This window comes from Pseudomonas sp. S2_B10, assembly GCF_054668425.1.
Genome location: NZ_CP162768.1, coordinates 1,203,173 through 1,221,925, shown reverse-complemented (window position 1 = coordinate 1,221,925; position 18,753 = coordinate 1,203,173). Strand labels below are relative to the sequence as shown.

Below are 18,753 nucleotides of genomic sequence, written 5' to 3'. Positions count from 1 at the left end.
GTGATGGATCCGATGTGTTCATGGTGCTGGGGGTTTGCTCCGGTGGCCAAGGCACTGGTCGAGCAGGCGCAGGCAGCCGGAGTCGAGCTGCATCTGGTGGTCGGCGGCTTGCGCACCGGCAGCGGTTCGGCACTGGAGCCGACCACGCGGCGCTACATTCTCGAGCACTGGCAAGCGGTCACCGAGGCCACCGGCCAGCCGTTCAAGTTCGACGGTGCGTTGCCTGACGGTTTTGTCTACGACACCGAGCCTGCCTGTCGCGCCATTGTCACCGCGCGCAGTCTGGCGCCGGATTGCGCGTGGACATTGGTCGGGCTGATCCAGCAGGCGTTTTACGCCGAAGGTCGCGATGTCACCCAGGCCAGCGTGCTGGTCGAGCTGGCGGAGCAGGCCGGTGTGCCGCGTATCGAATTCGCGGCGTTGTTCGATCATGCCGATCAGCACAAGGCGACCCAGGCCGATTTCACCTGGGTCCAGGATCTGGGCATCGCCGGTTTTCCGACCCTGCTGGCCGAGCGCAACGGGCAACTGGCGCTGCTGACCAACGGTTATCAACCGCTCAGCGAGCTGTCGCCGTTGCTCGGCCGCTGGCTGGAGCGCGCGGCCTGTGTCTGACCGCGCCGATGACACGCCAGCCGTAGAGCGTGTCGACCGGCTGAGCTGGGCTGAAGTCCGGCGTCTGGCACTGCATCACAAGAAATCCCTGTGGATCGCCAACGGCGTGGCCGTGCTGGCGACGCTGTGCAGCGTGCCGATCCCGTTGCTGCTGCCGTTGCTGGTCGACGAAGTGCTGCTCGGCCACGGCGATGCCGCACTGAAAGTCATGAATCATTTTCTGCCAAGCATGTGGCAGCAGGCGGCGGGTTATATCGGCCTGATGCTGGTGGTGACCCTGACCTTGCGTTGCAGCGCCCTGTGTTTTGGCGTGTTGCAGTCGCGGCTGTTTGCGCGCCTGGCCAAGGACATCGTCTACCGCATTCGCGTACGCCTGATCGAGCGGCTCAAGCGCATTTCCCTTGGTGAATACGAGAGCCTCGGCAGCGGCACAGTGACCACGCACCTGGTCACCGATCTGGATACCCTCGACAAATTCGTCGGCGAAACCCTCAGCCGCTTCCTCGTCGCCATGCTGACCCTGGTCGGCACTGCCAGCATCCTCATGTGGATGCACTGGAAGCTGGCGCTGCTGATTCTGCTGTTCAACCCGTTGGTGATCTACGCCACGGTGCAGCTCGGCAAACGCGTCAAGCACCTGAAAAAACTCGAGAACGACAGCACCTCGCGCTTCACTCAGGCGCTGAGCGAAACTCTCGATGCGATTCAGGAAGTGCGCGCCGGCAATCGTCAGGGCTATTTCCTCGGGCGCCTCGGTGTGCGCGCGCAGGAAGTACGCAACTACGCAGTCAACTCGCAGTGGAAAACCGACGCCTCGAACCGCGCCAGTGGTTTGCTGTTCCAGTTCGGCATCGACATCTTCCGCGCGGCGGCGATGCTCACCGTGCTGTTTTCCGATCTTTCGATCGGGCAGATGCTCGCGGTGTTCAGCTACCTGTGGTTCATGATCGGCCCGGTCGAACAACTGCTCAATCTGCAATACGCCTACTACGCAGCGGGCGGTGCGCTGACGCGGATCAATGAACTGCTGGCGCGCGCCGACGAGCCGCAGTATCCCGGCGGCGTCGATCCGTTCAAGGGGCGCGACACCGTCGGCATCGAGGTGCAAGGCCTGAGTTTCGGTTATGGCGACGAGCTGGTGCTGGATCAGATGAACCTGTCGATCCTGCCCGGCGAAAAGGTCGCGATTGTCGGGGCGAGCGGCGGCGGCAAAAGTACCTTGGTGCAGTTGCTGCTGGGTCTGTACACGCCAGCGGCCGGGACCATTCGCTTCGGCGGATCGACCCAACAGGAGATCGGTCTGGAGACGGTGCGCGAGAACGTCGCGGTGGTGCTGCAGCATCCGGCGCTGTTCAACGACAGTGTGCGCGCCAACCTGACCATGGGCCGCATGCGTAGCGACGAAGCCTGCTGGCAGGCGCTGGAAATCGCGCAGATGGCCGCGACCATCCGCGCGCTGCCCGCTGGCCTCGACAGCATCGTTGGTCGCTCCGGCGTGCGTTTGTCCGGCGGTCAGCGCCAGCGTCTGGCGATCGCACGGATGATCCTCGCCGAGCCGAAAGTGGTGATTCTCGACGAAGCCACCTCGGCCCTCGATGCCGCCACCGAGTACAACCTGCACCAGGCGATGGCGAAGTTTCTCCATGGCCGCACCACGCTGATCATTGCCCATCGCCTGTCGGCGGTGAAACAGGCGGACCGCGTGCTGGTGTTCGACGGCGGGCAGATCGCCGAGGACGGCGACCATCGCCAACTGATCGCCGACGGCGGTCTGTACGCCAAGCTCTACGGCAACTTGCAACAGCACTGATCGAAACCCTTGCCGACCTGTCAGAGGTTCTGCGCGCGGTGTAACGCCGCGCCTTGCCTTGAACGAGAACCCCACCTAGTCTCGTCATAGCGAATTCGCCCGGAAGGCGAGCGGGCAGTGCTCATGCAAGGAATCTCATGAAGCAAAAGCAGACTCTGGGAACACCACGGTTGTTGGGTATCGTCTGGCCCTTTATTGCTGTCGTGGTGTTCCAGGCATTACTGGGGGGCGTGAGCCTTTACGTGCTTTCGGCCGTGCGAGGCTACGTCGCTGGCGAAAGCCTGTGGTCCAAGGGCCAGAAAGACGCCATCTATTACCTGAACCTCTACGCCGATAGCCGTGACGAGGCGATCTACCGCAAATACCTGACGGCGATCGCCGTGCCCCAGGGCGGGCACCAATTGCGCCTGGCACTGGATCGTGAGCCGCCGGATCTGCAAGCGGCGCGCGAAGGTATTCTCAAGGGCGGTAATCATCCGGACGATGTCTCCAGCGTCATCTGGCTGTACCTCAATTTTCGCCACTATAGTTATCTGGAAACCGCGATCGATCGCTGGACGATTGGCGATGCCTATCTCGACCGATTGCACGAAGTCGCGCAGGAGATGCACCAAGGCATTGCGCAGAACCAGGCCAGCCCGGGCGATGTGCAGCGCTGGAAGTTACAGATCTTCGCCATCAACGATGCAGTCACCCCAGCGGCCAAGGCTTTCAGCGATGCCTTGGGCGAAGGCTCGCGGGTGATCATGCGCCTGCTGTTGTTCACCAACCTGGCCACCGCGCTGGGTCTGATCGCGCTGGCGCTGTGGCGCACGCACAAACTGCTCAGGCAACGGCATGAATTTGCCCAGGCGCTGCAACTGGAGAAGGATCGCGCGCACATCACCTTGCAATCGATTGGCGATGGCGTGATCACCACCGACGTCAACGGCGCGATCGATTACATGAACCCCGCCGCCGAGGCCATGACGCACTGGAAGGCCGAGCAGGCGGCGGGGCTGCCGTTGTCGGCGCTGTTCAACCTGCTTGACGATAACGCTCAGACCGAAGGGCTGACGTTGATCGAGCACATTCTCAGTGGTCAGCTCAGCGGCGGCAGCGAACATTCCAAGCTGATCCAGCGGCTGGACGGCAGCACCCTGTCGGTGACCCTGGTCGGCGCGCCGATCCGCAATGCCGGGAATGTCAGCGGCACGGTGCTGGTGCTGCACGACATGACTCAGGAGCGGCAATACATCGCCAATCTGTCCTGGCAGGCGACCCACGATGCGCTGACCGGTCTGGCGAACCGCCGCGAATTCGAATATCGCCTCGAACAGGCCTTGCACAACCTGACGCGCCAGCCCGGCCGGCATGCCCTGATGTTCCTCGATCTGGACCAGTTCAAACTGGTCAACGACACCTGTGGTCATGCGGCGGGCGATGAGTTGCTGCGGCATATCTGCACGCTGCTGCAATCAGACCTGCGCGAGGGCGACACCCTGGCGCGACTGGGCGGCGACGAATTCGGGATTTTGCTCGAGAACTGCCCGCCGGACATCGCGGAGAAGATTGCCGAAAGCCTGCGTCAGACCGTGCAGAATCTGCATTTTGTCTGGAAAGGACGGCCGTTCCTGACCACCGTCAGTATTGGCCTGGTGCATGTCGCGCAGAATCCGACCACTCTCGAAGCCTCCCTGCGTGCGGCGGACATGGCTTGCTACATGGCCAAGGAAAAGGGCCGCAACCGCGTGCAGGTCTATCATGCGGACGACTCCGAACTGTCCATGCGCTTCGGTGAAATGGCTTGGGTGCAACGGCTGCACATGGCGCTGGAAGAAAACCGCTTTTGCCTTTATGCCCAGCAGATCGCGCCGCTCAAGCCGCAACCCGGCCAGGCCGGACACATCGAAATTCTCCTGCGCCTGCATGATGAATCCGGACGAATGATTTTGCCTGACAGCTTTATTCCGGCGGCGGAGCGTTATGGTTTGATGACCCAGTTAGATCGCTGGGTAGTTCAAAACGTTTTCAAGGTTATTGCCCAGTGTATTGAACAGGAACATGAACTTCCTTTGGCAATGTGTGCGATTAATCTGTCAGGCATTACTATAGGAGATGACGCGTTTTTGCACTTCCTGCGGGAACAGTTTGTTAACTACGCTATACCGCCTGAAATGATTTGTTTTGAAATTACCGAAACCAGTGCAATTGCAAACCTTGGCAGTGCAATTCGTTTTATCAATGAACTCAAAGGCTTAGGTTGTCACTTTTCTCTGGATGACTTTTGTGCCGGAATGTCTTCATTCGCTTACTTGAAACATTTGCCTGTAGACTTCCTGAAGATCGACGGGAGTTTCGTAAAGGATATGCTGGACGACCCGATTAATCGGGCAATGGTCGAAGTGATCAATCACATCGGTCATGTTATGGGTAAGCAGACAATTGCCGAGTTTGTTGAAACTAACCAGATCGAACAGGCGTTGCTTGAAATAGGTGTGGATTACGCTCAGGGGTATGTCATCGAGCGTCCGCAGTTGTTTACCTGTGACAGTTTGCAAAGTCGTCCTGCCAGACCGCAGCCGTTGTTGTTCAAAGCGCCTGGCACGTTCCGTTGAAGTCTCTCGCCGATCCTTGCCATCACAACTCAAAAGGAGCCGAACAGTGATCGACACATTCAACCGAACCGGACCCCTCATGGAAGCTGCAAGTTATCCTGCCTGGGCGCAACAGCTCATCAAGGATTGCAGCGAGAGCAAGCGCCGGGTTGTCGAACATGAACTTTATCAGCGCATGCGTGACAACAGACTCAGCGCGAAAACCATGCGCCAGTACCTGATCGGTGGCTGGCCGGTGGTCGAGCAGTTTGCCTTGTACATGGCGCAGAACCTCACCAAGACCCGCTTTGCCCGCCATCCCGGCGAAGACATGGCGCGGCGCTGGCTGATGCGCAACATCCGCGTCGAACTCAATCACGCCGACTACTGGATGCACTGGAGTCGCGCCCATGGCGTCAGTCTCGAAGATCTCCAGGCCCAGCAAGTGCCGCCGGAGCTGCATGCTCTGAGTCACTGGTGCTGGCACACCAGCTCGGCGGATTCGCTGATCGTGGCGATTGCCGCGACCAATTATGCGATCGAGGGGGCGACCGGGGAGTGGTCAGCGGTGGTCTGCTCGACCGGGGTCTACGCCGCGGCGTTTCCGGAAGAAGATCGCAAGCGCGCGATGAAGTGGTTGAAGATGCATGCCCAGTACGACGATGCCCATCCGTGGGAAGCGCTGGAAATCATCTGCACCCTGGCCGGCATGAACCCGAGCAAGGCGTTGCAGGCCGAGCTGCGGCAGGCGATCTGCAAGAGTTATGACTACATGTACCTGTTTCTGGAGCGGTGCATGCAGCTGGAGACTTCGGAGCGCTTGCTGGTCAACCGCGAGCGCCGGACCGTAACCGAAAGCTGATCGAACTGTGGGAGCGAGCCTGCTCGCGAAAGCGGTGGGTCATGCAACGAATCGTTGTCTGACACTCCCTCTTCGCGAGCAGGCTCGCTCCCACAATGATTTTTAGCCGGCCATCGCCAGCCGGTTCCGCCCCTCGCGCTTTGCGACATATAACGCACTGTCGGCCCGGCGCAGCAAGCTGTCTGCCGACTCGCCCGGCAACAACGTCGAGCATCCCAGGCTCACGGTGATCTCGATCAACTGGCCATCGGCAAAATATTCCTCTGACTGCGTCGCCTGGCGCAAACGCTCGCCGACCATCGCCGCCGCTTCGCGACCGGTGTTGGACAGCAGGATCAGAAACTCTTCGCCGCCATAACGGAACACCATGTCGACGTTGCGCAGTTGCGCCTTGATCGACGCGGCAATGGCTCTGAGCACGTCATCACCGGCGCCATGCCCGTGGTCATCATTGACCCGTTTGAAGTGGTCGATATCGAGCATCAGTACCGACAGCGGCTGCGCATGGCGGCGCGACATGTCGATCTCGCGCTGCAAGGTCTGCTCCATGGCTACCCGGTTGCCAGCACCGGTCAACGGGTCGCGCAAGGCACTTTGCGTCGCGGCGCGATAGAGCAGGGCGTTGCGCATCGGGTACAGCAGGCAGGACAGCAGCGACTCGAGGTCGCCCTGTTCCTTGTCGTTGAAACGCTGATTGCGGCGAAAGACCAGCTCGCCCATGTGCTCGCCTTCGTGGCTCAGGGTGTAGCTGACCGAGTGGTGGCCGCGTGTGCCGAACTCCAGACGCAAGTCACTGGCCTGATGCACATAGCTGAGCGCGTCCAGCGGCACCAGGCGTTGAATTTCGCGAAAGAACAGGCCAAGGATGCGCTGTGGCTCAAGGCTGGTTTGCAGTTGCAGGCTCATTTGCTGACGCAGTTGCGCCAGGCTGGTCGGGCGCTCGATCAGCGCCGGTAGTTGACCGAAGCCCAGGCGCTGCAATTTGGCACTGTCAAAGTCAATTGCATGGGTCTGGGAAGGAGATTTCATATGGCGTGAGCCCCTAAGCAGTAAGTCTGTCTTACAGGCTGGGTGAGAGCGGCTATGGGCTGCGCGTCGTACTGATCCATCAGTCCCGTAGGACGTTTGGCGTAAGTTTAGTCTGCCGCAAGACGATCAGTCAGCTATCGAAATCGGCGTTTGCCCCATGGCCATCACACGGCATGTTTTGAGGGAATTTAGAGCGAAAGGCGTGCCATTCGGTTCGATTTTATTTAAAGCTTTTCGAATCAATGACTTGCTGGTGAGGGCGGGGTTGCGGCGCTGGATTCCTGGCGGCTTCGTGACGGTTATGAGCGGCAATGGCTTGCCGCGACAGTATTCTGCCGCGGCAACAAATGCGACGTATGGCGTTATTGGGCGTTGAACGCCTGGCCATTAACGCCTGCGCTGTCGGGGCCCATCAGGTACAGATACACCGGCATGATCTCTTCCGGTGTCGGATTGTTCAGCGGATTTTCCCCCGGATACGCTTGCGCGCGCATGCTGGTGCGCGTGCCGCCCGGGTTGATGCTGTTGGAGCGTACCGGCGCAACGCCTTCCACTTCATCGGCCAGGGTTTGCATCAGGCCCTCGGTGGCAAATTTCGACACACCGTAAGCGCCCCAGTACGCGCGACCCTTGCGCCCGACGCTGCTCGAGGTGAATACCACCGAAGCATCCTGGGACAGCTTGAGCAACGGCAGCAGGGTGCTGGTCAGCATGAACATCGCGTTGACGTTGACCTGCATGACACGCATGAAGTTTTCGCCGGACAGTTGCTCGATCGGCGTGCGCGGGCCGATGATCGAAGCGTTGTGCAGCAGGCCGTCAAGATGGCCGAACTCGGTTTCGATCATCGCCGCCAGCTCATCGTACTGATGGGGCAGGGCGGTCTCGAGGTTGAACGGGATCACCGCCGGTTGCGGATGACCGGCAGCCTCGATTTCGTCGTAGACCTCGGTCAGATTGGCTTCGGTCTTGCCCAGCAGCAGCACGGTGGCACCGTGGGCGGCATAGGTTTTCGCCGCAGCCGCGCCAATGCCACGGCCGGCACCGGTGACCAGAATGACCCGATCCTTGAGCAATTCGGGGCGAGCGGTGTAATCAAACATAAAAACCTCATAGTCCATTTCATGAAGACCTGCTTCACCCAGTGGCGAGGGGATTTATCCCCGTTCGGCGGCGAAGCCGTCGCAAAACCTGTGTGTCACATCGCCTGGATAAAAGCGGGGGCCGCTTCGCAGCCCAGCGGGGATAAATCCCCTCGCCACACAGGGAATTTGCAACAGTCAGGTCAGCAACTGCACAGCGCGCTATCGAGCACCTTGCGCAACTCCAGCGGGTGATCCACCACCACGTCCGCGCCCCAGTGCCGTGGGTTGTCGTCCGGGTGGATGTAGCCGTAGGTCACCGCAGCGGTTTTGGTGCCGGCATCGCGGCCCGATTCGATATCGCGCAGATCATCGCCGATAAACAGCACGGTCGACGGATCCAGATCAAGCATCTTGCAGGCGAGGATCAGCGGCTCCGGATCCGGCTTGCTGTTCTTCACATGATCCGGGCAGATCAGCAGCGCCGAACGCTCGGCCAGCCCCAGGCGCTGCATGATCGGCTCGGCGAAGCGCACCGGTTTGTTGGTGACCACGCCCCAGATCAGGTTGGCCTTTTCGATATCGGCGAGCAGTTCGCCCATGCCGTCGAACAGCTTGCTGTGCACTGCGCAGCCGACCAGATAGCGCTCGAGAAACTCCAGACGCAGCTCCTCAAAGCCCGGCGATTCCGGATCCATCGAGAACGTCACCGCGACCATGGCCTTGGCGCCGCCGGAAATTTCGTCGCGGATGTGCTTGTCGTTGATCGGCGGCAGACCGCGATCGGCGCGCATCGCCTGGCAGATGGCGATGAAGTCCGGCGCGGTGTCGAGCAGGGTGCCGTCCATGTCGAAAAGTACTGCTCTGATGGCCATCGGCTTATTCCTCGCGCAGGGTCTGGATCATGTAGTTGACGTCAACGTCGTTGGCCAGCTTGTAGTGCTTGGTCAGCGGGTTGTAGGTCAGGCCGATGATGTCCTTGACGGTCAGGCCAGCCATGCGGCTCCACGCGCCGAGCTCGGAGGGGCGGATGAATTTCTTGAAGTCGTGGGTGCCGCGCGGCAGCAGCTTCATGATGTATTCGGCGCCGATGATCGCGAACAGATACGCCTTCGGGTTGCGGTTGATGGTCGAGAAGAACACTTGGCCGCCCGGCTTGACCATGCGGAAACAGGCGCGGATTACCGACGATGGATCCGGCACGTGCTCGAGCATTTCCAGGCAGGTGACCACGTCGAACTGCTCGGGCATTTCGTCGGCGAGGGCTTCGGCGGTGATCTGCCGGTATTCGACGCTGACCCCGGATTCCAGCTGATGCAATTGCGCGACCGCCAGCGGCGCTTCGCCCATGTCGATGCCCATTACGGTGGCGCCGCGCTGGGCCATGGCTTCGCTGAGGATGCCGCCGCCGCAACCGACGTCGAGGACTTTCTTGCCGGCCAGATTGACTCGTTCGTCGATCCAGTTGACCCGCAGCGGGTTGATGTCGTGCAGCGGCTTGAATTCGCTTTCACGGTCCCACCAGCGATGGGCAAGGGCCTCGAATTTGGCGATTTCGGCGTGGTCGACGTTGCTCATGTTAAATCCTCTAAAACTTGAAAAAGGCTGTAGCCGCGGATATTGCGCCGCGGTGTTTACGATTCGGTGTGGCCGCTGATGCGCTGGCCCCAGTGGCGGGCGGTCTCGCCCAGCTGTTGTTCGTCCATGCGGGTCAGGCGCCGGTCGTCGAGCAGTTGCTTGCCGGCAACCCACAGGTGTTTCACGCAATCACGCCCGGTCGCATAGATCAGCTGCGACACCGGGTCATACACCGGTTGCTGCGCCAGGCCGGACAGGTCGAAAGCGACGATGTCTGCGGCTTTGCCGATCTCCAGCGAGCCGACCTGCGCCTCGATCCCCAGCGCACGGGCGCCATTGAGGGTGGCCATGCGCAAGGCGCGATGAGCGTCCAGCGCGGTGGCAGAGCCGGCGACGGCTTTGGCCAGCAGGGCGGCGGTGCGGGTTTCGCCGAGCAGGTCCAGATCATTGTTGCTCGCCGCGCCATCGGTGCCGACGCCAACGTTCACCCCAGCCTGCCACAAACGTTCGACCGGGCAGAAGCCGCTGGCCAGTTTGAGGTTGGATTCCGGGCAGTGGATCACGCTGCTGTTGCTTTCTACCAGCAGCGCGAAGTCTTCATCGCTGATCTGGGTCATGTGCACCGCCTGGAAGCGCGGGCCGAGCAGGCCAAGGCGACCCAGGCGCGCCAGTGGCCGTTCGCCGGTCTGCTCGACGGCCTGCTGCACTTCGAATGCGGTTTCATGCACATGCATATGGATCGAGGCGTCCAGCTCCTCGGCGATCACCCTGATTTTCTCCAGGTTCTCATCACCGACGGTGTAGGGTGCGTGAGGGCCGAAAGTAATCTTGATGCGTTCGTGATGCTTGAGATCCCCGAACAATTCGACGCCCTGACGAATGGCTTCGTCGGCACTGCTGGCGCCGGGGATCGGGAAATCGAGGATCGGAATGGCGATCTGCGCGCGGATACCGCTGTTGTGTACGCGCTCGCTGGCGACTTTCGGGAAGAAATACATGTCAGAGAAGCAGGTGATGCCGCCCTTGATCTGCTCGGCGATGGCCAGATCGGTGCCGTCGCGGACGAAATCCTCATCGACCCATTTGCCTTCGGCCGGCCAGATGTGGTTTTCCAGCCAGGTCATCAGCGGCAGATCGTCAGCCAGGCCACGGAACAGTGTCATCGCCGCGTGGCCGTGGGCATTGATCAGTCCCGGCGCCAACAGAACATCCGGCAGTTCACGGATTTCTGTCGCGTTACACTTCAACGCTTCGGCGCGCGGGCCGATAAACACGATGCAACCGTCACGGATGCCCAGGCCGTGCTCCTTGAGCACCACGCCTGCAGGTTCGACGGGGACCAGCCAGGTCGGCAGCAATAACAGGTCGAGCGCAATGGCAGGTTTCGGCATCGAGGGTCGGTTCCAGTGCTTTTGTAAAGGATGGCGAAGTATACCCGAGCGTCTTCGCGGGGGGATCGCTATAATCGGCGGCTTTTGTTCATGAGTGCGGGGTGTGGGATGCGCGATCGACTGTTGGCTGCGGAGAAAGTGAAGGCCATCGATTGGCGTGATGGCGCGCTGCACCTGCTGGATCAGCGTATTTTGCCGTTCGAGGAAACCTGGATCGCCTACACCAGCGCCGCCGGCGTGGCCGAGGCGATTCGCTCGATGGTCGTGCGGGGCGCGCCGGCTATTGGCATCAGTGCGGCCTATGGCATCGTCCTCGCGGCGCGGGCGCGGATTGCCGAGGGCGGCGACTGGTACGCGGCGCTGGAAGAGGATTTCGCGCTGTTGGCCGATTCGCGTCCGACCGCGGTCAATCTGTTCTGGGCGCTGGGCCGCATGCACGATCGCCTGGATCGCCTGAAAAGCAACGCCGATCCGCTGGCGGCGCTGGAAGCCGAAGCTATCGCCATTCATGAAAGCGACCGCGAGGCCAACCTGACCATGGCGCAGCTTGGTGTCGATTTGATTCGCAAACATCAGGGCAACGCTCAAGCCATCCTGACCCACTGCAACACCGGCGCGCTGGCCACCGGTGGGTTCGGAACTGCGCTGGGAGTGATCCGCGCGGCTTATATAGAAGGCATGGTCGAACGCGTCTATGCCGACGAGACCCGGCCGTGGCTGCAGGGCTCGCGGCTGACCGCGTGGGAACTGGCCAACGAAGGCATCCCGGTGACCCTGAACGCCGACTCCGCCGCCGCGCACATCATGAAAACCAAAGGCGTGACCTGGGTGATCGTCGGCGCCGACCGCATCACCGCCAATGGCGACGTGGCGAACAAGATCGGCACCTATCAACTGGCAGTCAATGCCATGCACCACGGCGTGCGCTTCATGGTGGTGGCGCCGAGTTCGACCATCGACATGAACCTCGCCAGCGGCGATGACATCCCGATCGAAGAGCGTGATGGCGCCGAGTTGCTGGAAGTCGGCGGTAAACGCGTCGGTGCCGATGTTGAAGCGTTCAACCCGGTGTTTGATGTCACCCCGGCGGATCTGATCGATGCGATCGTCACCGAGAAAGGCATCGTCGAGCGCCCGGACACCGCGAAAATGGCCCTGCTGATGTGTCGCAAGCGCCTGCATTGAAGGACTATTGCGTCTGAGCGGACCCCATCGCTGGCAAGCCAGCTCCCACAGGTTTTGTGCCCGGCATTGAACCTGTGGGAGCTGGCTTGCCAGCGATGAGGGCCTGAATGTCAATAAACAACTGTAAATCTGCCCCAGATTTCACATTCAAAGAAGCTCAGAGCTTCTGTCGTCCCCCTCAAGCCTGTCATCGGTCAACTAACTATGCTCCATGCGCATCTGGGGGATAGGTGCGTGGCGGCCTTTGTGATAACATCCGGCGTTTTCCGAGGCGGCTCCACGGAGCTGTCTTTACTGCGCAAATCCGCGATCCAATGTTGATTTGTCGTAAGTCGGCGCATGGCACTCGGCCGGCCCCGACGAGCTTCGTTGCTCCCACATGGATATGACGAAGTTTCACCAGAAAAAGGAATCAGGCTTCTCATGGGCGAACTGGCCAAAGAAATCCTCCCGGTCAATATCGAAGACGAGCTGAAACAGTCCTACCTCGACTACGCAATGAGCGTGATCGTCGGCCGTGCACTGCCGGATGCGCGCGATGGCCTCAAGCCCGTGCACCGTCGCGTACTGTTCGCGATGAGCGAGCTGGGCAACGACTACAACAAGCCGTACAAGAAATCTGCCCGTGTCGTCGGCGACGTGATCGGTAAGTATCACCCGCACGGTGACACTGCCGTATACGACACCATCGTTCGTATGGCCCAGCCTTTCTCCCTGCGCTACCTGCTGGTCGACGGCCAGGGCAACTTCGGGTCGGTCGACGGCGACAACGCTGCGGCCATGCGATACACCGAAGTGCGCATGACCAAGCTGGCGCACGAGCTGCTGGCTGACCTGCACAAGGAAACCGTAGACTGGGTGCCGAACTACGACGGCACCGAACTGATCCCGGCGGTCATGCCGACCCGCGTACCGAACCTGCTGGTCAACGGTTCCAGCGGTATCGCCGTGGGCATGGCGACCAACATTCCGCCGCACAACCTCGGTGAAGTCATCGACGGTTGCCTGGCCCTCATCGACAATCCCGAGCTGACCGTCGATGAGCTGATGCAATACATTCCCGGTCCGGACTTCCCGACGGCCGCGATCATCAACGGTCGTGCCGGCGTCATCGAAGCCTACCGCACCGGTCGCGGGCGCATTTACATGCGTGCCCGCTCGATCATCGAAGACATCGACAAGGTCGGTGGCCGTCAGCAGATCGTCATCACCGAGCTGCCTTACCAGCTGAACAAGGCGCGTCTGATCGAGAAGATCGCCGAGCTGGTCAAAGAGAAGAAGCTCGAAGGCATCACCGAGCTGCGCGACGAGTCCGACAAGGACGGTATGCGTGTCGTGATCGAACTGCGTCGCGGCGAAGTGCCTGAGGTGATCCTCAACAACCTCTACGCCCAGACCCAGCTGCAATCGGTATTCGGCATCAACATCGTCGCGCTGATCGACGGCCGCCCGCGCATCCTCAACCTCAAGGATCTGCTGGAAGCCTTCGTCCGTCACCGTCGCGAAGTGGTCACCCGTCGTACCGTGTTCGAACTGCGCAAGGCGCGCGAGCGTGGGCACATTCTCGAAGGCCAGGCCGTTGCCCTGTCGAACATCGACCCGGTGATCGCCCTGATCAAGGCGTCGCCAACGCCGTCGGAAGCCAAGGAAGCGCTGATCAGCACGCCTTGGGAATCCTCGGCTGTGGTGGCGATGGTTGAGCGTGCCGGTGCCGATTCGTGCCGTCCGGAAAACCTCGATCCGCAATACGGTCTGCGTGAAGGCAAGTACTTCCTGTCGCCAGAACAGGCGCAAGCCATTCTGGAACTGCGCCTGCACCGTCTGACCGGTCTGGAGCACGAGAAGCTGCTGGCCGAGTACCAGGAGATCCTCAACCAGATCGGGGAGCTGATCCGCATCCTCAACAGCGCTGTGCGCCTGATGGAAGTGATCCGCGAAGAGCTGGAAGTGATCCGCGCCGAATACGGCGATGTGCGCCGCACCGAAATTCTCGATGCCCGTCTCGACCTGACCCTGGGTGACATGATCCCGGAAGAAGAACGCGTCGTGACCATCTCCCACGGTGGCTACGCCAAGACCCAGCCGCTGGCTGCTTACCAGGCTCAACGTCGTGGCGGCAAAGGCAAGTCGGCCACCGGCGTCAAGGACGAGGACTACATCGCTCACCTGCTGGTTGCCAACAGCCACACCACGCTGCTGCTGTTCTCCAGCAAGGGCAAGGTGTACTGGCTCAAGACCTACGAGATTCCGGAAGCATCCCGCGCGGCCCGTGGTCGTCCGCTCGTCAACCTGCTGCCGCTGGATGATGGTGAATACATCACCACCATGCTGCCGGTCGAGGAATACACCGAAGGTCACTACATCTTCATGGCCACCGCCAACGGCACCGTGAAGAAGACCCCGCTGGAATCCTTCAGCCGTCAGCGCAGCGTCGGTCTGATCGCGCTGGAGCTGGACGAAGGCGACGTGCTGATCTCTGCGGCCATCACCGATGGCGAGCGCGAAGTGATGCTGTTCTCCGACGGCGGCAAGGTCACCCGTTTCAAAGAGTCCGACGTGCGTGCCATGGGCCGTACCGCTCGCGGCGTACGCGGCATGCGTCTGCCGGAAGGGCAGAAGCTGATTTCCATGCTGATCCCGGAAGAAGGCAGCCAGATCCTCACCGCTTCCGAGCGTGGTTATGGCAAGCGCACCGCGATCACCGAGTTCCCTGAGTACAAGCGTGGCGGTCAGGGCGTGATCGCCATGGTCAGCAACGAGCGTAACGGCCGTCTGGTCGGCGCGGTACAGGTGCTCGACGGCGAAGAAATCATGCTGATCTCCGATCAGGGCACCCTGGTGCGTACCCGTGTCGGCGAAGTGTCGAGCCTGGGCCGTAATACTCAGGGCGTGACGCTGATCAAGCTGGCCAAGGATGAAACCCTGGTCGGGCTGGAGCGGGTTCAGGAGCCTTCGGAAATCGAAGGCGAAGAGCTCGAAGGTGAAGAGGGCGAGGAAATCGCAGGCAGCGTCGGTATCGACGAGGCCGCAGACGACCAGCAACTCGACGCCGCAGCAGACGAAGAACCGCAGGAATAAGCGGACAAACGAGGGGGCGGATGAGAATTCGCCCCCTTGTTATTTGTCTGCTACGAATTTTCGACATCATGGAGATCCCCTGTGGGAGCGAGCCTGCTCGCGAAAGCAGGCGCCGCGGTACCTCTGAAGCACCGCGGTGATGCATTCGCGAGCAGGCTCGCTCCCACAGGGCCATGTTGATCAGTAGTGTGATTTATTGCGTGATACCACCAAATCAGAGCGAGATTGGATGTGAGCAAGCGAGCCTATAACTTCTGCGCCGGTCCGGCGGCGCTGCCTGAAGCTGTCCTGCAGCGCGCCCAGGGTGAACTCCTTGATTGGCACGGCAAGGGTCTGTCGGTCATGGAAATGAGCCATCGCAGCGATGAGTTCGTGTCCATTGCCACCCAGGCCGAGCAGGATCTGCGTGACCTGCTGAATATCCCGTCGAACTACAAAGTGCTGTTTCTGCAGGGCGGCGCCAGCCAGCAGTTCGCGCAGATCCCGCTGAACCTGTTGCCTGAAGGCGGCTCGGCCGACTACATCGACACCGGTATCTGGTCGCAGAAAGCCATCGAAGAAGCCTCGCGCTATGGCCACGTCAACGTTGCTGCCACTGCCAAGCCTTACGACTATTTCGCCATCCCAGGCCAGAACGAGTGGAATCTGTCGAAAGATGCCGCGTACGTTCACTACGCGCCGAACGAAACCATCGGTGGTCTGGAATTTCAGTGGATCCCGCAAACCGGTGACGTACCGCTGGTGGCGGACATGTCTTCGGACATCCTCTCGCGCCCGGTCGATATTTCGCGTTTCGGCATGATCTACGCCGGCGCGCAGAAGAACATCGGCCCGAGCGGCATCGTCGTCAACATCATCCGCGAAGACCTGCTCGGCAAAGCGCGCTCGCTGTGCCCGACCATGCTTAATTACAAGGTCGCGGCCGATAACGGCTCGATGTACAACACCCCGCCGACCCTCGCCTGGTACTTGTCCGGTCTGGTGTTCCAGTGGCTGAAAGAGCAGGGCGGCGTCGAAGCGATCGCCAGGCTCAACGACGTCAAGCAGCGCACCCTGTACGACTTCATCGACGCCAGTGGCCTCTACAGCAACCCGATCAACAAGTCGGATCGCTCGTGGATGAACGTACCGTTCCGTCTGGCTGATGATCGTCTGGACAAGCCATTCCTTGCCGGTGCTGACGAGCGCGGTCTGCTCAACCTCAAGGGTCACCGTTCGGTGGGCGGTATGCGCGCCTCCATCTACAACGCCGTCGACATCACTGCGGTCAACGCGCTGGTGGCGTACATGGCGGAATTCGAGAAGGAACACGGCTGATGTCCGAGCAAGAACTCAAGGCACTGCGCGTTCGCATCGACGCTCTGGACACCAAAGTCCTCGAGCTGATCAGTGAGCGTGCGCGTTGCGCCCAGGAAGTCGCCCGCGTGAAGATGGCCTCGCTGGCCGAAGGCGAAGTGCCGGTGTTCTATCGTCCTGAGCGCGAAGCTCAGGTGCTCAAACGGGTGATGGAGCGCAACCAGGGGCCGCTGGGCAACGAAGAAATGGCGCGGTTGTTCCGCGAAATCATGTCGTCGTGCCTGGCGCTGGAGCAGCCACTGAAAGTGGCTTATCTCGGTCCTGAAGGCACCTTCACCCAAGCGGCAGCGATGAAGCACTTCGGTCACGCGGTGATCAGCAAGCCGATGGCGGCGATTGATGAAGTGTTCCGTGAAGTCGCCGCCGGTGCGGTGAATTTCGGCGTGGTGCCGGTGGAAAACTCCACCGAAGGCGCGGTCAATCACACGCTGGACAGCTTCCTCGAGCACGACATGGTGATCTGTGGCGAAGTCGAGTTGCGCATCCACCATCATCTGCTGGTCGGCGAAAATACCAAGACCGACAGTATCAGCCGCATCTACTCCCACGCGCAGTCGCTGGCTCAGTGCCGCAAGTGGCTGGATGCGCATTACCCGAATGTCGAACGCGTCGCGGTGTCGAGCAACGCCGAAGCGGCCAAACGGGTCAAGGGTGAGTGGAATTCGGCAGCGATCGCTGGCGACATGGCGGCAGGGCTATATGGCCTGACGCGTCTGGCCGAGAAGATCGAAGATCGCCCGGACAACTCGACCCGCTTCCTGATGATCGGTAGTCAGGAAGTGCCGCCGACCGGCGACGACAAGACCTCGATCATCGTGTCGATGAGCAACAAGCCCGGCGCGCTCCATGAGCTGCTGGTGCCGTTCCACGACAATGGCATCGACCTGACCCGCATCGAAACCCGTCCGTCGCGCAGCGGCAAATGGACCTACGTGTTCTTCATCGACTTTGTCGGCCACCACCGTGATCCGTTGATCAAAGGTGTGCTGGAAAAGATCAGTCAGGAAGCAGTAGCACTCAAAGTGCTGGGTTCCTACCCGAAAGCAGTTCTCTAAGGGGCGGTAGCAAATGAGTGGCAACTTCCTCGCTCTGGCACAGCCGGGCGTGCAACAACTTTCGCCGTACGTTCCGGGCAAGCCTGTGGACGAACTGGCGCGCGAGCTGGATCTGGATCCGGCAAAGATCGTCAAACTGGCGAGCAACGAAAACCCATTGGGCGCCAGCCCGAAGGCATTGGCGGCGATTCGCGAAGAGCTGGCCGAGATGACCCGCTACCCGGACGGCAATGGTTTCGCCCTGAAGTCGCTGCTCGCCGAGCAGTGCCGCGTCGAGCTGAATCAGGTCACGCTGGGTAATGGCTCCAACGATATTCTTGAACTGGTTGCGCGTGCCTACCTGGCACCGGGCCTGAATGCGGTGTTCAGTGAGCACGCCTTTGCGGTGTATCCGATCGCGACTCAAGCAGTCGGCGCACAAGCCAAAGTCGTTCCAGCCAAAGACTGGGGCCATGACCTGCCGGCGATGCTTACGGCCATCGATGCCAACACCCGCGTGGTGTTTATTGCCAACCCGAACAACCCGACCGGCACCTGGTTCGGCGCCGAAGCGCTGGACGAATTCCTGCAGGACGTTCCCGAGCATGTGCTGGTAGTCCTCGACGAGGCTTACATCGAGTACGCCGAAGGCAGTGATTTGCCGGACGGTCTCGACTTCCTCGCGGCGTACCCGAACCTGCTGGTGTCGCGCACCTTCTCCAAGGCCTATGGTCTGGCCGCGCTGCGCGTCGGTTATGGCTTGTCGACGCCTGTGGTGGCAGAAGTGCTGAACCGCGTTCGCCAGCCGTTCAATGTCAACAGCCTCGCGTTGGCGGCGGCGTGTGCGGCGCTGAAGGACGAGGAATATCTGGCGCAAAGCCGTCAGCTCAACGAAGCCGGCATGCAGCAGTTGCAGGCGGGTTTCCGTGAGCTGGGACTGAGCTGGATCGAGTCCAAAGGCAACTTCATCTGTGTCGATCTCGGCCAGGTCGCGGCGCCGATTTTCCAGGGCTTGCTGCGCGAAGGCGTGATCGTGCGTCCGGTGGCCAATTACGGCATGCCGAACCACCTGCGGGTGACCATCGGTCTGCCGGCCGAAAACAGCCGTTTCCTCGAGGCGCTGCGCAAGGTTCTGGCTCGTGGTTGATGTCACTGCG

15 protein-coding genes are annotated in these 18,753 nt (G+C 60.9%); 10 read left to right on the top strand and 5 right to left on the bottom strand.

All coding sequences use genetic code 11. The features are described 5' to 3' along the window. Nucleotides 1-12 precede the first annotated feature (12 nt). The 4 genes from AB4O45_RS05320 (at nucleotide 13) to AB4O45_RS05305 (ending at nucleotide 5,863) form a co-directional block, all read left to right on the top strand. Complete coding sequence (locus AB4O45_RS05320; protein WP_177180902.1) at nucleotides 13-615, top strand: DsbA family protein; 603 nt, start codon at nucleotides 13-15, stop codon at nucleotides 613-615. Next, nucleotides 608-2,425, top strand: a complete 1,818-nt coding sequence (locus AB4O45_RS05315) for an ABC transporter ATP-binding protein (protein WP_110646023.1) — start codon at nucleotides 608-610, stop codon at nucleotides 2,423-2,425. The genes AB4O45_RS05320 and AB4O45_RS05315 overlap by 8 nt, the downstream gene beginning before the upstream one ends. A gap of 137 nt (nucleotides 2,426-2,562) precedes the next feature. Next, complete coding sequence (locus tag AB4O45_RS05310) at nucleotides 2,563-5,022, top strand: EAL domain-containing protein (protein ID WP_460161155.1); 2,460 nt, start codon at nucleotides 2,563-2,565, stop codon at nucleotides 5,020-5,022. 79 nt (nucleotides 5,023-5,101) lie between these two features. Continuing rightward, nucleotides 5,102-5,863, top strand: coding sequence for a TenA family transcriptional regulator (locus AB4O45_RS05305; RefSeq protein ID WP_166554491.1), 762 nt, complete (start codon nucleotides 5,102-5,104; stop codon nucleotides 5,861-5,863). A gap of 102 nt (nucleotides 5,864-5,965) precedes the next feature. On the opposite strand, the gene AB4O45_RS05300 is transcribed toward AB4O45_RS05305, so the two are convergent. Further along, nucleotides 5,966-6,892, bottom strand: coding sequence for a GGDEF domain-containing protein (locus AB4O45_RS05300; protein WP_041478268.1), 927 nt, complete (start codon nucleotides 6,890-6,892; stop codon nucleotides 5,966-5,968). A gap of 157 nt (nucleotides 6,893-7,049) precedes the next feature. On the opposite strand from AB4O45_RS05300, the gene AB4O45_RS05295 reads away from it, so the two are divergent. After that, on the top strand, nucleotides 7,050-7,268 hold the full coding sequence (locus AB4O45_RS05295) for a hypothetical protein (protein ID WP_460161154.1): 219 nt from the start codon (nucleotides 7,050-7,052) through the stop codon (nucleotides 7,266-7,268). Here the strand turns inward: AB4O45_RS05295 and AB4O45_RS05290 are convergent. The 4 genes from AB4O45_RS05290 to AB4O45_RS05275 form a co-directional block, all read right to left on the bottom strand. Further along, entirely contained in the window at nucleotides 7,255-7,995 is a 741-nt protein-coding gene (locus tag AB4O45_RS05290; RefSeq protein ID WP_024013876.1) for a YciK family oxidoreductase, read from the bottom strand. The genes AB4O45_RS05295 and AB4O45_RS05290 overlap by 14 nt on opposite strands. 182 nt (nucleotides 7,996-8,177) lie before the next feature. Beyond that, nucleotides 8,178-8,849, bottom strand: coding sequence for an N-acetylmuramic acid 6-phosphate phosphatase MupP (mupP, locus tag AB4O45_RS05285; RefSeq protein ID WP_016770929.1), 672 nt, complete (start codon nucleotides 8,847-8,849; stop codon nucleotides 8,178-8,180). A gap of 4 nt (nucleotides 8,850-8,853) precedes the next feature. Then, the gene (ubiG, locus tag AB4O45_RS05280) at nucleotides 8,854-9,552 is read right to left on the bottom strand and encodes a bifunctional 2-polyprenyl-6-hydroxyphenol methylase/3-demethylubiquinol 3-O-methyltransferase UbiG (protein ID WP_024013875.1); all 699 of its coding nucleotides are present in this window, start codon (nucleotides 9,550-9,552) and stop codon (nucleotides 8,854-8,856) included. 56 nt (nucleotides 9,553-9,608) lie between these two features. Then, the gene (locus AB4O45_RS05275) at nucleotides 9,609-10,943 is read right to left on the bottom strand and encodes a TRZ/ATZ family hydrolase (RefSeq protein WP_460161153.1); all 1,335 of its coding nucleotides are present in this window, start codon (nucleotides 10,941-10,943) and stop codon (nucleotides 9,609-9,611) included. Nucleotides 10,944-11,051: 108 nt separating this feature from the next. Between AB4O45_RS05275 and mtnA the strand changes: the two genes are divergently transcribed. The 5 genes from mtnA to hisC all read left to right on the top strand — a co-directional run bounded on the left by mtnA (nucleotide 11,052) and on the right by hisC (nucleotide 18,743). Next, entirely contained in the window at nucleotides 11,052-12,128 is a 1,077-nt protein-coding gene (gene mtnA, locus AB4O45_RS05270; RefSeq protein ID WP_056788343.1) for an S-methyl-5-thioribose-1-phosphate isomerase, read from the top strand. Between the two features lie 423 nt (nucleotides 12,129-12,551). Continuing rightward, complete coding sequence (gene gyrA / locus AB4O45_RS05265; RefSeq protein WP_460161152.1) at nucleotides 12,552-15,206, top strand: DNA gyrase subunit A; 2,655 nt, start codon at nucleotides 12,552-12,554, stop codon at nucleotides 15,204-15,206. A gap of 231 nt (nucleotides 15,207-15,437) precedes the next feature. Further along, nucleotides 15,438-16,523: a 3-phosphoserine/phosphohydroxythreonine transaminase gene (gene serC, locus AB4O45_RS05260; protein ID WP_039760041.1), complete on the top strand. Its 1,086-nt coding sequence runs from the start codon at nucleotides 15,438-15,440 to the stop codon at nucleotides 16,521-16,523. Further along, a complete protein-coding gene (pheA, locus tag AB4O45_RS05255; RefSeq protein WP_028620536.1) occupies nucleotides 16,523-17,617 on the top strand; it encodes a prephenate dehydratase in 1,095 nt (364 codons plus the stop codon). Before serC ends, pheA begins: the two co-directional genes overlap by 1 nt. Nucleotides 17,618-17,630: 13 nt before the next feature. Beyond that, on the top strand, nucleotides 17,631-18,743 hold the full coding sequence (hisC, locus tag AB4O45_RS05250; RefSeq protein ID WP_460161151.1) for a histidinol-phosphate transaminase: 1,113 nt from the start codon (nucleotides 17,631-17,633) through the stop codon (nucleotides 18,741-18,743). Nucleotides 18,744-18,753 lie beyond the last annotated feature (10 nt).

Coding starts and splice junctions, on each gene's coding strand:
- AB4O45_RS05320 (WP_177180902.1), top strand. CDS start 13: ATGTGTTCATGGTGCTGGGGGTTTGCTCCGGTGGCCAAGGCACTGGTC.
- pheA (WP_028620536.1), top strand. CDS start 16,523: ATGTCCGAGCAAGAACTCAAGGCACTGCGCGTTCGCATCGACGCTCTG.
- mtnA (WP_056788343.1), top strand. CDS start 11,052: ATGCGCGATCGACTGTTGGCTGCGGAGAAAGTGAAGGCCATCGATTGG.
- gyrA (WP_460161152.1), top strand. CDS start 12,552: ATGGGCGAACTGGCCAAAGAAATCCTCCCGGTCAATATCGAAGACGAG.
- AB4O45_RS05305 (WP_166554491.1), top strand. CDS start 5,102: ATGGAAGCTGCAAGTTATCCTGCCTGGGCGCAACAGCTCATCAAGGAT.
- hisC (WP_460161151.1), top strand. CDS start 17,631: ATGAGTGGCAACTTCCTCGCTCTGGCACAGCCGGGCGTGCAACAACTT.
- AB4O45_RS05300 (WP_041478268.1), bottom strand. CDS start 6,892: ATGAAATCTCCTTCCCAGACCCATGCAATTGACTTTGACAGTGCCAAA.
- ubiG (WP_024013875.1), bottom strand. CDS start 9,552: ATGAGCAACGTCGACCACGCCGAAATCGCCAAATTCGAGGCCCTTGCC.
- AB4O45_RS05295 (WP_460161154.1), top strand. CDS start 7,050: ATGGCCATCACACGGCATGTTTTGAGGGAATTTAGAGCGAAAGGCGTG.
- AB4O45_RS05290 (WP_024013876.1), bottom strand. CDS start 7,995: ATGTTTGATTACACCGCTCGCCCCGAATTGCTCAAGGATCGGGTCATT.
- mupP (WP_016770929.1), bottom strand. CDS start 8,849: ATGGCCATCAGAGCAGTACTTTTCGACATGGACGGCACCCTGCTCGAC.
- AB4O45_RS05310 (WP_460161155.1), top strand. CDS start 2,563: ATGAAGCAAAAGCAGACTCTGGGAACACCACGGTTGTTGGGTATCGTC.
- AB4O45_RS05275 (WP_460161153.1), bottom strand. CDS start 10,943: ATGCCGAAACCTGCCATTGCGCTCGACCTGTTATTGCTGCCGACCTGG.